Source organism: Pseudomonas arsenicoxydans (genome assembly GCF_006438915.1).
Classification (GTDB): domain Bacteria; phylum Pseudomonadota; class Gammaproteobacteria; order Pseudomonadales; family Pseudomonadaceae; genus Aquipseudomonas; species Aquipseudomonas arsenicoxydans_A.
Map to the genome: position 1 here is coordinate 91,776 of NZ_RCZE01000011.1, position 15,257 is coordinate 107,032.

At 58.9% G+C, this 15,257-nt stretch carries 11 protein-coding genes; 10 read left to right on the plus strand and 1 reads right to left on the minus strand.

What is annotated here, in order from left to right:
- The first annotated feature begins 255 nt into the window (after window positions 1–255).
- The 4 genes from EAH78_RS22175 to EAH78_RS22190 all read left to right on the plus strand — a co-directional run bounded on the left by EAH78_RS22175 (window position 256) and on the right by EAH78_RS22190 (window position 3,865).
- Window positions 256–744 carry a DUF3015 domain-containing protein gene (locus EAH78_RS22175; RefSeq protein ID WP_123433504.1) on the plus strand — a complete coding sequence of 163 codons (489 nt, stop codon included), beginning with the start codon at window positions 256–258 and terminating at the stop codon, window positions 742–744.
- 92 nt (window positions 745–836) lie between these two features.
- Complete coding sequence (locus tag EAH78_RS22180) at window positions 837–2,690, plus strand: DUF4105 domain-containing protein (protein WP_140669435.1); 1,854 nt, start codon at window positions 837–839, stop codon at window positions 2,688–2,690.
- Between the two features lie 253 nt (window positions 2,691–2,943).
- Entirely contained in the window at window positions 2,944–3,300 is a 357-nt protein-coding gene (locus tag EAH78_RS22185; protein WP_140669436.1) for a hypothetical protein, read from the plus strand.
- 70 nt (window positions 3,301–3,370) lie between these two features.
- A complete protein-coding gene (locus tag EAH78_RS22190) occupies window positions 3,371–3,865 on the plus strand; it encodes a GreA/GreB family elongation factor (protein WP_140669437.1) in 495 nt (164 codons plus the stop codon).
- Between the two features lie 182 nt (window positions 3,866–4,047).
- On the opposite strand, the gene ettA is transcribed toward EAH78_RS22190, so the two are convergent.
- Window positions 4,048–5,712 (minus strand): energy-dependent translational throttle protein EttA, encoded by a 1,665-nt coding sequence (gene ettA / locus EAH78_RS22195; RefSeq protein ID WP_140669438.1) that lies wholly within the window; start codon window positions 5,710–5,712, stop codon window positions 4,048–4,050.
- Between the two features lie 285 nt (window positions 5,713–5,997).
- On the opposite strand from ettA, the gene EAH78_RS22200 reads away from it, so the two are divergent.
- From EAH78_RS22200 to EAH78_RS22225, 6 genes are all read left to right on the plus strand, one after another.
- A complete protein-coding gene (locus EAH78_RS22200) occupies window positions 5,998–9,846 on the plus strand; it encodes a bifunctional diguanylate cyclase/phosphodiesterase (RefSeq protein WP_140669439.1) in 3,849 nt (1,282 codons plus the stop codon).
- A 239-nt stretch (window positions 9,847–10,085) separates the two neighbouring features.
- Complete coding sequence (gene glyA / locus EAH78_RS22205) at window positions 10,086–11,339, plus strand: serine hydroxymethyltransferase (protein ID WP_140669440.1); 1,254 nt, start codon at window positions 10,086–10,088, stop codon at window positions 11,337–11,339.
- A 245-nt stretch (window positions 11,340–11,584) separates the two neighbouring features.
- Window positions 11,585–12,148 (plus strand): hypothetical protein, encoded by a 564-nt coding sequence (locus EAH78_RS22210; RefSeq protein WP_140669441.1) that lies wholly within the window; start codon window positions 11,585–11,587, stop codon window positions 12,146–12,148.
- Window positions 12,149–12,393: 245 nt separating this feature from the next.
- Window positions 12,394–13,707, plus strand: coding sequence for a C4-dicarboxylate transporter DctA (locus EAH78_RS22215; protein WP_140669442.1), 1,314 nt, complete (start codon window positions 12,394–12,396; stop codon window positions 13,705–13,707).
- Between the two features lie 57 nt (window positions 13,708–13,764).
- A complete protein-coding gene (locus EAH78_RS22220) occupies window positions 13,765–14,469 on the plus strand; it encodes a FadR/GntR family transcriptional regulator (protein WP_140669443.1) in 705 nt (234 codons plus the stop codon).
- 24 nt (window positions 14,470–14,493) lie between these two features.
- A complete protein-coding gene (locus EAH78_RS22225; RefSeq protein WP_140669444.1) occupies window positions 14,494–15,183 on the plus strand; it encodes a GntR family transcriptional regulator in 690 nt (229 codons plus the stop codon).
- The last annotated feature ends 74 nt before the right edge of the window (window positions 15,184–15,257 follow it).

Sequence of the window (15,257 nt, forward strand, 5' to 3'; positions counted from 1 at the left end):
GCAGATAGCGGCATTCTGGCGCTGCTCATACTTCACTTGCAAGGCGCGCCTCCTGCCAAAGCATAGACAAACTGCTATCCCCAGGCGGGGCGGGGCTAAATCAATGATTTCGGCGAATGTTTTACAAAAAATCACGGAACCCCGTGATCGTGCCTAAACTCCAAACTGCGCGGCTGGACTAATAACCGGCCCAATTGGCGCCGACACGGGCCAAAACCCCTTGTCCATCGGTATGCACACTAAGAGAACATAGCTATGAAACGGATTCTTCTCGGTACTCTCTTCACCGTTGTATCCCTCAACGCCATGGCGCAAGCGCCAGGCGGCCCGGATTGCGGTTGGGGCAACATGCTGTTCGAAGGTCAGCGTGGCACCCCGGCTCACTTCATGGCCTCCACCACCAACGGCACCTCCGGCAACGCAACCTTCGGTATGACCTCCGGCACCAACGGCTGCGCAACGAATGCGTCGCTGACCTACGGCGGCAAATCCTGGTTTGCCATGAATGGCATGATGAACGAGCTGTCCGAAGACATGGCCAAAGGTCAGGGCGAAGCGCTGACGACCTACGCCGTGGTCCTGGGCGTAGCACCGGAAGACCGCGCGCATTTCGCCGCTGTCACTCACGAGCACTTCCAGCAAATCTTCAGCAAGGCTGACGTGACCGCTGAAGACGTGCATACCAATACCCTGGCCGTTCTCAAGAGCGATCCGCGTCTGGCCAAGTACGCCACTCAAGCTTAATCTCGAAGCGCCCGCTCCTTTCGGGGAGCGGATTTGTTTTTTTGGCCCGTCCCTCTTTGGGTCTTTGTTTTTTTCGACTTAAGTTGCCCACTATGCTCAAACGCCTTGCCTGGCTGGCGCTCTGTGTCTGCGCCCCGCTGGCCGCCGCGCCGCACATCGACCCTCAACGTTTGCAGCAACTGGCCAATGACCCCTTCTGGATTTCCCTGGGGCACTACGAAACCGCCAAGCTTGGTGGCTGGCGCAGCTATGTCAGCGACAAGAAATTCTTCCTCGCACCCGACGGCAATGAACACCCCGATCATGAACTGGCGGCCACCGTCCAAGCGTTGTACGTCCCGGCCAGTGCCGGCGAACACCACGCCCAATGCGTCTACCCGGCCCGCACTCGCTGGCTGAAGACGCAGCTCAACCTGAGCGATCTGCCGACACTGGACTGCAGCGAATTCAAGCAATGGTTCAAGGACGTCTCGCCCCACAGTGCGGTGATGATTTTCCCGGCGGCGTACCTGAACAGTCCGTCATCGATGTTCGGCCACACGCTGCTGCGTATCGACCAGGCCGATGTACAAAGCGACCACACCGCCCTGCTCAGTTACGCGATCAACTTCGGCGCCTACATCGAGGGTTCGGATAACAGCATCCTCTACGCCTGGAAAGGCTTGATGGGCGGCTATCCAGGACTGTTCGCGCTGGTGCCCTATCAGGAAAAACTCTCGGAATATCGCAGCCTCGAAAACCGTGACTTGTGGGAATACCGGCTGAACCTGACACAGGCAGAAACCGCACGCATGGTCGAGCACGTCTGGGAGTTGAAGCAGATCAAGTTCGACTATTACTTCTTCGACGAAAACTGCTCCTATCGCCTGCTGGAATTGCTGCAAGTGGCGCGACCGAGCCTGCGCCTGACCGAGCAATTCCCGTTGACCGCGATTCCGACCGACACCGTCAAAGCCGTGAAAGAAGCCGGCCTGGTGGAATCCATTCAATATCGCCCGTCCCGCGAACGCGAGTTGTTGAGTCGTGTCGAGCCGCTGAACCCTGAAGAACAGCAATGGGTGCTGAAGGTCAGCGCCGACCAGAAACAGTTACAGGAACCCGCGTTCAAGTCGCAACCCAAGGATCGCCAGGCGCTGATCATCGATGCGGCCTATCGTCTTGAGCGCTACCGCGCCAATGGCCAGGAACGTGACCCGGCGCGGGCTCAACGAAGCTTCGAGCTGCTGCGGGCGATCAACCAGAACCCGGCGCCGGAGCTGGTCATCCCGCAACCGGGCCTGCCCGAGGATGGCCATGAATCCCGCACCTGGCAGGCGGGCATCGGTACCCGGGGTGACAAGGCGTTTGGCGAATATGGCCTGCGCATGGCGTATCACGACCTCAACGACAACGCCGAGAGTTTCCCGCTCGGCGCCCAGATTGAAATCCTGCAAATGAAACTGCGCCAGTACGAAGGCAATCACTGGCAGTTTCAACAACTGGATCTGGCGACGATTCGCTCCCTGACCCCGCGTAACGAGCTGCTGCAGCCGCTGTCGTGGCAGGTGACGGGTGGCCTGGAACGGGTGCCGGGCAAGCATGACGACGAAACCCTGGTCAGCCACGTCAATGGCGGTGGCGGCGGTACCTGGCAACTGGGCGAGGACATGCTCGGTTTTGCGCTGGGCACGGTGCGCGTCGAGCACAACAATGACTTCGCCGAATTCATCGCCCCGGCGGCGGGCTTCAACACCGGCGTGCTGTGGAAAAACCCGCTGGGTAACTTCAGCCTGGAGACCAAAGGCGATTTCTTCACCAATGGCGAAGTGCGCCGCAACATCAGCCTGAATCAGCAGTGGGAACTGTCGCGAAACCTGGGCCTGCGCCTGAGCGCCCAGCGCGACTTCAGCCACCTCGCCACACCCGAGAACGAAGTGATGCTTGAGGTGAAGTGGTATCACTATTGATCTGTCACACCACCATCCCTTGTGGGAGCGGGCTTGCTCGCGAAAGCGATGTGTCAGTCAGCATAGGTATTGACTGACACATCGCTTTCGCGAGCAAGCCCGCTCCCACATTCGTTTTGTGGTGTTCAAAAATCTCATTTTTTCCATCGAGTGCCGCAGGCTCCGACAGATTCATCACAGGCCTTTCACACACGCCTCACGAATCCACTTCTAGACTTCCCTTATAGGCCGTTGCACGGCCCGGGAGTTTGAGATGTGGCGGTGCGTGGCAGTAATCGGTGGGTTGATGTTGATCGCAGGTTGCCAGACAACCCACGAAGAGTTGATCTCAAAAGGTTATCCACCGGCATTCGCCGATGGCTTCGATGACGGGTGCAGCAGTGGCCGGCAAGCCGCTGGGGCAATGAGTGGCGAATTTCGCAAAAACGTCCCGCGCTATCTCAAGGACAAGCCGTACGCCGAAGGCTGGAGCGATGGCTTCCGTCAGTGCCAGGCCATGCTTGAGAACCATGACCGCGAGGACTATCGCAGCCACCACTGGGACGACCGCGAAAAAGCCTGGCAGCAACAAAAAGACCAGGACACCGCCCGTGCCTATCACTCGCCATGAGTCGCTTACAGACATCCGCCGAAACTAAAAGCCTGCAACCATGGCCCAAACCCTATAACGGGAGAAGACCATGAGCCGGGCATTCGTCAACGAAGATAACGCCGCCGAGCAAGCCGATCAGCCGGTTGAACGGCAGGTCAGCACCCAACCCAATTACGTCACGCCGGCGGGGCTTGCACAGTTGCAGGCGAAAGTCGCCGAGGTGCAAAACCTGATCAACGAACAGAGCGCGAAAGGTGAACTGGCCGACAAACAGCGCCAGGCCGACCTTGAGCGTGACTGGCGATATTTCAATCAGCGCCTGCAAAGCGCTCAACTGGTGGTGCCGGCCTCCTCGACCAACAAGGTGCAGATTGGCGCCTGGGTGACCTTTGCCGATCAACATGGCAGCAAGCAGCGTGTGCAGTTAGTGGGTGAGGATCAGGCGGATGCGGCCAGCGGGTTGATCAATTGGGGCTCGCCGTTGGGGCGGGCGTTGTTGGGCGCGCAGGTGGGGGATGAGGTGGTTTGGAAGCGGCCGGTGGGGGATTTGGTGATTGAGGTTTTGCAGATAGATATTGAGTGACCATCAGGCCGCCTTCGCGAGCAAGCCCGCTCCCACATTGGTCTTGTGAACGCCACAGATCAAATGTGGGAGCGGCGGTGCGACGATTCGACTTGCTCGCGAAAGTCGCACCACGGTGTCACTGAATGCCCTTAAAAAAACGGAGCCCCGAAGGCTCCGCTTTTTGTGCAACTCACCCGATATCAGGCCAGTTTTTTGTGCCGTACACGGTGCGGCTGGGTAGCCGCTTCGCCGAGACGCTTGCGGCGGTCGGCTTCGTATTCGGTGTAGTTACCTTCGAAGAACACCGCTTGCGAGTTGTCTTCGTACGCCAGGATGTGCGTCGCGACGCGGTCAAGGAACCACCGATCGTGAGAGATCACAATGGCTGCGCCCGGGAAGTCCAGCAGGGCTTCTTCCAGGGAACGCAGGGTTTCAACGTCGAGGTCGTTGGACGGTTCGTCGAGCAGCAGGACGTTGCCGCCCTCCTTCAGGGTCAGGGCCAGGTGCAACCGACCGCGCTCACCACCGGACAGGTCCTTGACGAACTTCTGCTGATCGCCGCCCTTGAAGTTGAAGCGACCGACGTAGGTACGCGACGGGATTTCGTAGTTGCCGATGCGGATCTGGTCGGAACCGTCGGAGATCTGCTGGAACACGGTCTTGCTGCCGTCCAGGTCTTCGCGGCTCTGATCGACGCACGCCAGTTGCACGGTTTCGCCGACTTCGATGCTGCCCGAATCTGGTTGTTCCTTGCCCATCAGCATGCGGAACAGGGTCGATTTACCGGCACCGTTACCGCCGATCACGCCAACGATGGCGCCTTTAGGCATGGAGAACGACAGGTTGTCGATCAACACGCGATCGCCGTAGCCCTTGGAAACGTTCTTGAACTCGATGACCTTGTCGCCCAGGCGCGGACCGGCCGGGATGTAGATCTCGTTGGTTTCGCTGCGCTTCTGGAATTCCTGCGATTGCATTTCTTCGAAGCGTTGCAGACGAGCCTTGGATTTGGACTGGCGGGCCTTGGCGCCTTGGCGCACCCACTCCAGTTCTTCCTTCATGGCCTTTTCGTGAGCCGATTGCTGCTTGGATTCGGCCGCCAGACGATTGGACTTGGCTTCAAGCCAACCCGAATAGTTGCCCTCGTACGGGATACCGGCGCCGCGGTCGAGTTCGAGGATCCAGCCGGCAACGTTGTCCAGGAAGTAACGGTCGTGCGTGATCGCAACCACGGTGCCCGGGAAATCGTGCAGGAAGTGCTCCAGCCAGGCGACGGAATCGGCGTCCAGGTGGTTGGTCGGTTCGTCGAGCAGCAGCATGTCAGGGGCGGACAGCAGCAGGCGGCACAGGGCCACACGACGCTTTTCACCACCGGACAGGAATTCGACCTTGGCATCCCACGCCGGCAGGCGCAGCGCATCGGCGGCGACTTCCAGTTGGCGATCCAGGTTGTGACCGTCGCTGGCTTGCAGGATGGCTTCGAGCTTGGCCTGTTCTGCCGCCAGTTTGTCGAAGTCGGCATCTTCTTCAGCGTAAGCCGCGTAGACCTCGTCCAGGCGCGCCTGGGCATTCTTGATCACGCTGACCGCTTCCTCGACCACTTCACGCACGGTCTTGGTCGGGTCCAGGATGGGTTCCTGTGGCAGGTAGCCGATGTTCAGCTCCGGCATCGGACGGGCTTCGCCCTCGAACTCGGTGTCGACGCCGGCCATGATTTTCAGCAGCGTGGACTTACCCGAACCGTTGAGGCCGAGTACACCGATCTTGGCGCCAGGGAAGAACGACAGAGAAATGTTTTTCAGGATTTCCCGCTTCGGCGGAACAACTTTGCCCAGCCGATGCATGGTGAAGACGTATTGAGCCATGGAGAACCTTGGGTCAGTGACAGATGAATGATTGGAGCGCAGGCGAAGCCCGGCCAGACTGTGCGCGTCGTCCGATTGATGGCTATCAATACGTGCGCGCTGAAAAAGTCTGATTCTAGGAGCTGGAACGCTCCCGCGTAACCGGCAAAGCTACCTTAATGACGGAAGGCAGTCCAGCCGACAGGGACTGGCACTTCGCCACAACTCAAGGCATGCTAGCCGCCCTTCGGGCGTCAGGCTTATAGTGCACGTCGCGCCAGTCCAGTCAAACCGCAGGATTCCAGTTTGCCTAATGCCACTCCGCCCGTTTCCGTGAGCGCCCCCAGTCCTGCGACCGGCTCGCCCCTGCGCGGAACCTTGAAAGGCGCACTGGCCACCCTCGTCCTGTTGCTGCTCGCCCTGCTGTTCTGGCAGCTCCTGGATCAGCTGCGTGAAACCCAGAAACATCAGCGCCAATACACCATCGACTACACCGCCGACCTGGCCGCGCAAGTCAGCCTGAACATGGCGCTCAACGCCCAGATCGCCCTCAACCTGCTACCGATCGTCGAACAGCCGCAAAGCGCCGACGAACAACAGGCGTTGCTGCGCAAGCTGCAACAGTCATTGCCCGAGCTGCGCAGCCTGGCATTGCTCAGCCCCTCCGGAAAAATCATCAGCGACAGCGCCGCTGACAGTCAGGACGCCGACTACCTGAGTGATCTGGTGCGGCGCAGCCACGCCCAGGCTCACTATTTCAGTAATGCTGATGACGGTTCCGTGGTGCATCTTCTATTGCATCAGGCCAGCGGCAGCACGCGAGGCTATTGGGCGCTGCGCCTGACACCGACCTTTTTCTCGACCCTGACCAAACAAAACGAAGCCGGCATCCGCCCGCTGTGGCTGGTGGAGAACCGGGTCAATCGCCAGATCATCAGCCGCGATGACGCATTGCCTTCAAGCACGCCAGCGGTGCTGACACCCGATGAACTGGCCAGCAGTGTACTGACCGTTCCCTTGAGCAGCAGCGACTGGCAGTTGCGCGGGTTGTTCGATCGGCAACGCGTGCTCGAAGACCTGCTGCCGGCCTTCATCGGCAAGTGCCTGCTGGGCCTGGCGCTTTCGCTGCTGCCATTCATTGCGCTGCTGAACATGCGCCGGCGTCAACGCCAGGTGCACGAGGGTCGTCGACGCTATCAGGACATTTTCGAAGGCACCGGTGTTGCCCTCTGCGTGCTCGACGTTTCCGGGCTCAAGGGCGTTTTCGACAAGGCGCACCTGCACAGCAACGAACAACTGCAGGCCTGGCTCGAGAGCCCGGAACAACGCCGGCAACTGCTTCGGGAATTGCGCGTCACCGAGGTCAACCAGGTTGCCCTGCAACTGCTTAACGTCAATTCCTGCGATCAAGCCTGGAACCTGCTGATCGATGGCAACCCGCTGGACGGCACGGCCATCGGCAATCAAGTGCTTGAAGCGGTGCTCAATCACCAAAACCAGCTTGAGCTGGAAATCAAATTGCAGGGCGCCAATGACCGCGATCAGCATTTGTGGCTGGTACTGCGCCTGCCGGCCGATCAGGACGACTATAAAGCGGTGATCCTGAGCATCACCGACATCACCAGCCGCAAGCTGATCGAGCTGTCGCTGCTGGAACGTGAAGGTTTCTGGTCCGATGTGGTGCGCACCGTGCCGGATCACCTGTACGTGCAGGACGTCATCAGCCAGCGGATGATTTACAGCAACCACCACTTGGGGCAGACCCTGGGTTACGACCGTACTGAACTGCATCAAATGGGTGAGTATTTCTGGGAAATCCTGCTGCACCCCGAAGACGCCGATTTCTACCACCGTTCGCGCCAGACCCAGCGTCAGGCGGGTTACAGCCAATTGATGCAATGCCAACTGCGCTTCCGACATCGCGATGGTAAATGGCGACCGTTCGAGATTCGCGAACAGGCCCTGGCACGCGACAAGCACAATCAGGTCACGCGCATCATCGGTGTGGCCAAGGACATCACCGATCAGATCGAGGCCAGTGAGTCGTTGCGCGATAGCGAGCAGCGCTACCGGATGCTCGCTGAAAGCATCAGCGACGTGATTTTCTCCACCGACAGCAAGCTGTCGCTCAATTACGTCAGCCCCTCGGTGCAAGCCGTGCTGGGTTATGACGCAGAGTGGATCTTCCAGAACGGTTGGCAATCGATTGTCGCCAACCCGCAACAACTGACCGGCATCTTCGCCCTGATGGACCGGGTCAGCAAAGCGCTGGATAAACCCGAGCAACTGGCGCTGTTGCGCAGCCAGGTGCAGACCCAGCTGTTCCTGTTCGATTGCCTGCGGGCCGACGGCCGCAAGATTCCCATCGAGCTGCGGCTGGTGCTGGTCTGGGACGAACACGGCGCATTCGAAGGCGTGCTCGGTGTCGGTCGCGACATCAGCCAGCAGCGCCGCGCCGAGAAAGACCTGCGCATGGCGGCCACGGTATTTGAGCACTCGACCTCGGCGATCCTGATCACCGACCCGGCCGGTTACATCGTGCAGGCCAACGAAGCATTCAGTCGCGTCAGCGGTTACGCCGTAGAACAAGTGCTCGACCAGTTGCCGAACATGCTGACCGTCGACGAGCAGCAGGAAGCGCATCTGCGCTACGTGCTCAAGCAACTTCATCAGAACAACACCTGGGAAGGTGAGGTCTGGCTCAAGCGCCGCAGCGGCGAACACTACCCGGCCTGGGTCGGCATCACGGCGGTGCTCGACGACGAAGGCGACCTGGCCAGCTATGTGTGCTTCTTCAGCGACATCAGCGAACGCAAGGCGAGTGAGCAGCGGATTCACCGCCTCGCTTACTACGACGCCCTGACCCACCTGCCCAACCGCACGTTGTTCCAGGATCGCCTGCACACCGCACTGCAATCGGCGGAACGGCAGAAGTCCTGGGTGGTGCTGATGTTCCTCGACCTCGACCGTTTCAAGCCGATCAACGACTCCCTCGGTCACGCTGCCGGCGACCGCATGCTCCAGGAAATGGCCACGCGCCTGCTCGGCTGCGTCGACGATGACGACACCGTTGCACGCATGGGCGGCGATGAATTCACCTTGTTGCTGCAACCGAAGGTCAATCGTGAAATCGCGCTGAACCGGGCGATCCACGTGGCGGAACAGATCCTCGCCAGCCTGGTGAAACCCTTTGTGCTGGAGGGTCGCGAGTTCTTCGTCACGGCCAGTATCGGCATCGCCCTGAGCCCGCAGGACGGCAACGAACTCAGTCAGTTGATGAAAAACGCCGACACGGCGATGTACCACGCCAAGGAACGCGGCAAGAACAACTTCCAGTTTTATCAGGCGGACATGAACGCCAGCGCCCTTGAGCGTCTGGAGCTGGAAAGCGATTTGCGCCACGCTCTGGAACAGAACGAATTCGTGCTCTATTACCAACCGCAGTTCAGCGGCGATGGTAAACGCTTGACCGGTGCCGAAGCCTTGCTGCGCTGGCGCCATCCGCGACGCGGACTGGTGCCGCCGGGGGATTTCATTCCAGTGCTCGAAGAGCTCGGGCTGGTGGTGGATGTCGGCGACTGGGTGATCGGCGAAGCCTGTCGCCAACTCAAGACCTGGCACCAGACCAAGGTCCGTGTGCCGAAGGTGTCGGTCAACATCTCGGCGCGGCAGTTCTCCGATGGCCAGTTGGGCACGCGGATCGCCAACATCCTCAAGGAAACCGGTTTGCCGCCGGCGTGCCTGGAGCTGGAACTGACCGAAAGTATCCTGATGCGCGAAGTCAGCGAGGCGATGCAGATTCTTGCCGGGTTGAAAAACCTTGGCCTGAGCATCGCGGTCGACGACTTCGGCACCGGTTATTCATCGCTCAACTACCTCAAGCAATTCCCGATCGACGTGCTGAAAATCGACCGCACGTTTGTTGATGGCCTGCCGTCCGGTGAACAGGACGCGCAGATTGCCCGGGCGATCATCGCCATGGCCCACAGCCTGAACCTGGCGGTAATCGCCGAGGGCGTGGAAACCCACGAACAGCTCGACTTCCTGCGTGAGCATGGTTGCGATGAGGTTCAGGGGTATCTGTTCGGCCGGCCGATGCCGCCGGCCCGGTTTGAAGCGCAGTTCAGCAATGATGCGTTGTTCATGTTCGACTGAGATTTTGTGGTGCGGCGACCAGCCCCTTCGCGAGCAAGCCCGCTCCCACATTTAATCGCATTCTCCAGTGAGAACTCGGTTGAATGTGGGAGCGGGCTTGCTCGCGAAGGGGCCCTGACAGGCACCGCATATCTGGTCATGAAGCCCACTTGTCTGCGACATGATCTCCTTTCATATGCCATCTAAAACCCGTTGGGTTAGAATGCCCCCCTTTTCTGCCCCGATCCTTGAGGACCGCCATGTTCAGCCGTGATTTGACTATTGCCAAGTACGACGCCGATCTTTTTGCCGCCATGGAGCAAGAAGCTCAGCGCCAGGAAGAACACATCGAGCTGATCGCTTCGGAAAACTACACCAGCCCAGCGGTGATGGAAGCTCAAGGCTCGGTACTGACCAACAAGTACGCCGAAGGCTACCCGGGCAAGCGCTACTACGGTGGTTGCGAGTTCGTTGACGTCGTCGAGCAGCTTGCAATTGATCGAGCCAAACAACTGTTCGGCGCCGATTACGCCAACGTTCAACCGCACGCCGGTTCGCAAGCCAACAGCGCCGTTTACCTGGCCCTGCTGTCGGCTGGCGACACCATCCTGGGCATGAGCCTGGCCCACGGTGGTCACCTGACCCACGGCGCCAGCGTTTCGTCCTCCGGCAAGCTGTACAACGCCATCCAGTACGGCATCGACGCCAACGGCCTGATCGACTACGACGAAGTCGAGCGTCTGGCAGTTGAGCACAAGCCGAAAATGATCGTGGCCGGTTTCTCTGCCTACTCGCAGATCCTGGACTTCCCACGCTTCCGCGAAATCGCCGACAAAGTGGGCGCTTACCTGTTCGTCGACATGGCCCACGTGGCCGGTCTGGTCGCCGCTGGCGTCTACCCGAACCCGGTGCCATTTGCTGACGTCGTGACCACCACCACGCACAAGACCCTGCGCGGTCCACGTGGCGGCCTGATCCTGGCTCGCGCCAACGCCGACATCGAGAAGAAGCTGAACTCCGCGGTATTCCCGGGCGCCCAGGGTGGCCCGCTGGAGCACGTGATCGCCGCTAAAGCGATCTGCTTCAAGGAAGCTCTGCAGCCTGAGTTCAAGACCTACCAGCAACAGGTAGTGAAAAACGCCAAGGCCATGGCCGGCGTGTTCATCGAGCGCGGTTTCGACGTGGTCTCCGGCGGTACCGAGAACCACCTGTTCCTGCTGTCGCTGATCAAGCAGGAAATCTCCGGTAAAGACGCTGACGCCGCTCTGGGCAAAGCATTCATCACCGTGAACAAGAACTCCGTGCCAAACGACCCTCGCTCCCCGTTCGTCACCTCCGGCCTGCGCTTCGGCACTCCGGCTGTGACCACTCGCGGCTTCAAGGAAGCAGAGTGCAAGGAACTGGCCGGCTGGATCTGCGACATCCTGGCTGACCTGAACAACGAAGCGGTGATCGACGCCGTTCGTGAGAAGGTCAAGGCCATCTGCAAGAAGCTGCCGGTGTACGGCGCTTAATAAGCCCCGCTAAACCGCAGTAAAGAAACCGGCCAGAGATGGCCGGTTTTTTATTGCCGACATTAACCAGTTAATACTTCCCCAGAACAGCATCACAATTTACAACTCACCAGTAACACCCACGAAACACCCTCTACCCTTCTACAAACAAAAACTCTTGCAACACACACAAATCCCGCCAAAAATAAAAACCGCTTAGTCTAAAACCCGACTCAACAAACAACCTCTGACAAACGGGTTACACCATGACAAGCAGCATTGATAAATCTTTCATCGCGACACTGAGAATGCTCGACCATAAAGTAGGCTTTCTTCAACAGCTGCATGGCAAGCCGGCGTTGGCCACCATCAGCCTGTTCAGCGGTGGTTTCTTTACCGGAAGCCCGCAAACACGGGATCATTCCCACCTGCTCGGCCTACGACTCAACGAGCAGATCGGAAGGGTAATACCGTTGAAGCTGCACTTCAGGCATACCCCTGATGGCTACATCCTCACCATAAAAAACAAGGGCGACTATTACAATCAGCTCATTAGCAAGAACGGACTGGATACTGTTGAAGCCGTGGATTCAGACACCGACGACCCGACAACTTTCACCCTTCTCGACCATGAAGGCGTCGCTATTACACTGGACAACTTACAGCCCGCTCACTCACCCATCTCTCTCAGAATAAAAGACAAACACTACTTAGGCGGCATCAAGATCAAAGGTTCGCCGTATGTTTATCTTGGAAAAACCGAAGAGCGTTCAAAGATCACTTTTATCCTGAGTATTCTTGAAAGGAAAGTACCTCACACTAAAAATTGACACGCCACACTCTTCATAAAAATCGGCAGCCAGTGCCGGTTTTTTGGACAACCGCTCAAGGTCGGGACATTCAGCCCTACTGGTAAGACCGGTCATGCCACTAGTGCAATTTTCGCTTGCGATCACCCAAAACCTGCGCCTAGACTGCGCCTGCACTGGACATACCGGTAAGACCACAATAATTAAGTCCTGAATCTGCTGCGCATAAGCATCAGGCCGCCAGGACACCGACCAGGATTCCTCCCATGCTCAGATGGTGCTCGCGTTCAATCTTCCTTCAAGTGGTTCTCGGACTGGTGCTCGGCATCGTCTGCGGGCTGACCCTTCCTGAATACTCGGCCCAGCTCAAACCGCTCGGCGACGGTTTCATCAAACTGATCAAGATGCTCATCGGCCTGATCGTGTTTTGCGTGGTGGTCAGCGGCATCAGCGGTGCCGGCGACTTGAAGAAAGTCGGGCGCATCGGCCTGAAGTCGGTGATCTACTTTGAAGTGCTGACCACCATCGCCTTGGTGATCGGCCTGGTGTTCGCCTTCAGCACCGGCATCGGCAGCGGCGCAAACATTCATCTGGAGCAGCTCTCCGCCGCCGACATGGGCGACATCGCCCAGCGCGGCCAGCACATGCACACCACCACACAATTTCTGATGGACCTGATCCCGACCTCGGTGATTGGCGCCTTCGCCGATAACAACATTCTGCAAGTGCTGCTGTTTTCGGTGCTGTTCGGCAGCGCGTTGAACCTGGTGGGCGAAGCGGCCTCGGGCATCTCCCGGTTGATCAATGAACTGAGCCACGTCATTTTCCGCATCATGGGCATGATCGTGCGCCTGGCGCCGATTGGCGTGTTCGGCGCCATCGCCTTCACCACCAGTAAATATGGCCTGGATTCGCTGCAGCATCTGGGCAGCCTGGTCGGCCTGTTTTACCTGACGTGCGCTGCATTTGTGTCGCTGATCCTCGGTCTGGTGATGCGCCTGTCCGGCTTGCGGATGTGGCCGCTGCTCAAGTACCTGCGCGAAGAACTGCTGATCGTCATGGGCACCGCTTCGTCTGATGCCGTGCTGCCGCAGATCATGCGCAAACTTGAGCATCTGGGCATCGGCAGTTCCACGGTCGGGCTGGTGATCCCCACCGGTTACTCGTTCAACCTCGACGGTTTCTCGATCTACCTGACCCTCGCCATCGTGTTCATCGCCAATGCCACCGGCACGCCGCTGGCCATGACTGACCTGCTGACCATTTTGCTGGTGTCGCTGATCACCTCCAAAGGCGCCCACGGGATTCCCGGTTCAGCGCTGGTGATCCTGGCGGCCACCCTGACAGCGATCCCGGCGATTCCGGTGGTTGGCCTGGTGTTGGTGCTCGCGGTGGACTGGTTCATGGGCATCGGTCGGGCGCTGACCAACCTGATCGGCAACTGCGTCGCCACCGTGGCCATCGCCCGCTGGGAGAAAGACATCGATATCCAGCGCGCGAACAAGGTGCTTTCCGGTCAGGTGGGTTATACCTTCCAGCCGCGAAAACCGGTCGCGCCGACGCATCAGCAGGAATTTTGAATAAAACGGGAGCCTGCCAGACGGCGGGCTCCCCTGCCTTTATCCATGGAGCAACCCGTGATTACCACTTCAACGGTCGTCAATTCAGTCGTAGAAAAACTTCGGGCGGCACTGGCCCGTGGTCAGTGGCGCTCCGGCGAGATGTTGCCGGGGCAGCGTGAACTGGCCGAGCAACTGGGCATCAGTCGCCCGAGCCTGCGCGAAGCCGTGATCGTGCTGGAAACCCTTGGTCTGGTGCGTTCAATGCCGGGCAAAGGCGTGGTGGTGCTGGACGCGAACCTCAGCGACAGCCAAAGCCATGACAGCGCAGTGGCCGGCGCGAGCCTGGAAGACGTGCTGCAACTGCGCTACACCCTTGAGCCGTTCATTGTCGGTCTGGTGGCGCAGTCGATCAGCAGCAAAGAAGTCGGGCAACTGCGCCTGACCCTGATGGACATGCGCGAAGCACTCGAAGCCAACGACGCCGACGCCGGGGTCAACGCCTATATCGCCTTCCACGAAGAATTGTTCACGCTGACCTCCAATCCGATTTTCCAGAGCGTGGTGCAGCAGACCAGTAACGCACTCAAGCAAAGCGCTGAAGTGCTGCGTAATTCACCGGAACACCTGGCCGAACGTCTTGAAGAAAACGAAGCCGTGGTGCGCGCAATCCGTAGCAAGAACAGCGCACAGGCCAGTGCCGAAATGCGCCGGCACATCCTTCGCGAAGGACGGCGGATGGGCATCGAATTGAACATCCCGGACGACAACCTCGGCAGTTGAAACCTTTGGAACCGGAGACCGGCCATGAACAGCTTCGCTTCACCGCAGACGCTTGTTGCCCTGCCCTTTCCCAACCGGGAGGAGGACCTGTATTCACGGGTTTTCGACGCCATTCTCGAACAGCACATCGATGCAGACAGTCGTTTTACCGAAGAAAGCCTGGCGCAGGTGTTTGGCGTTCGACGCAGTGATATCCGGTGTGTGCTGACGCGATTGGCTCATCAGCAGATCATCGTACTGCGGGTGAATCATCGGCCTCGTGTTGCTGCGCTGGAGGTCGAGCAGGTCCGACAAACGTTGCATGCACGGCGGCTGACGGAGATCACCTTGGTGCGTTTGGCCTGTCAGCATTCGTGTCCGCAAGACTTGAAAAGCCTGGGAGCGTTGATCGATAGCGAGCGCGAATGTAACGCGCGTGGTTCGGCAATTCGGTTATCTGGGGAATTTCACCTACAGCTGGCGAAAATGGCCGGGAATGCTCCTTTGGCGCATTTTCTGGACAGTCTGGTGCCGCTGACGGCGTTGGCTGTTGCCCAGTTTGAGGGAAATGTAGCGGGTTATTGCGATTGGCAGGTGCATCAGGGGATTTTGGAGGCTGTGGAGTATCGGGATGAGGTCAAGGCGGTCGCCTTGCTGAATCAGCATCTGGATCATTTGGAAGAGGCGTTGGTGAGCTCAGAACTGCTACTCAGCCAGAATCGTGTTGCCGGTTAGGCCGCCTTCGCGAGCAAGCGCGCTCCCACAAGGGAATGCATTCCAAATGTGGGAGCGGGCTTGCTCGCGAAGAG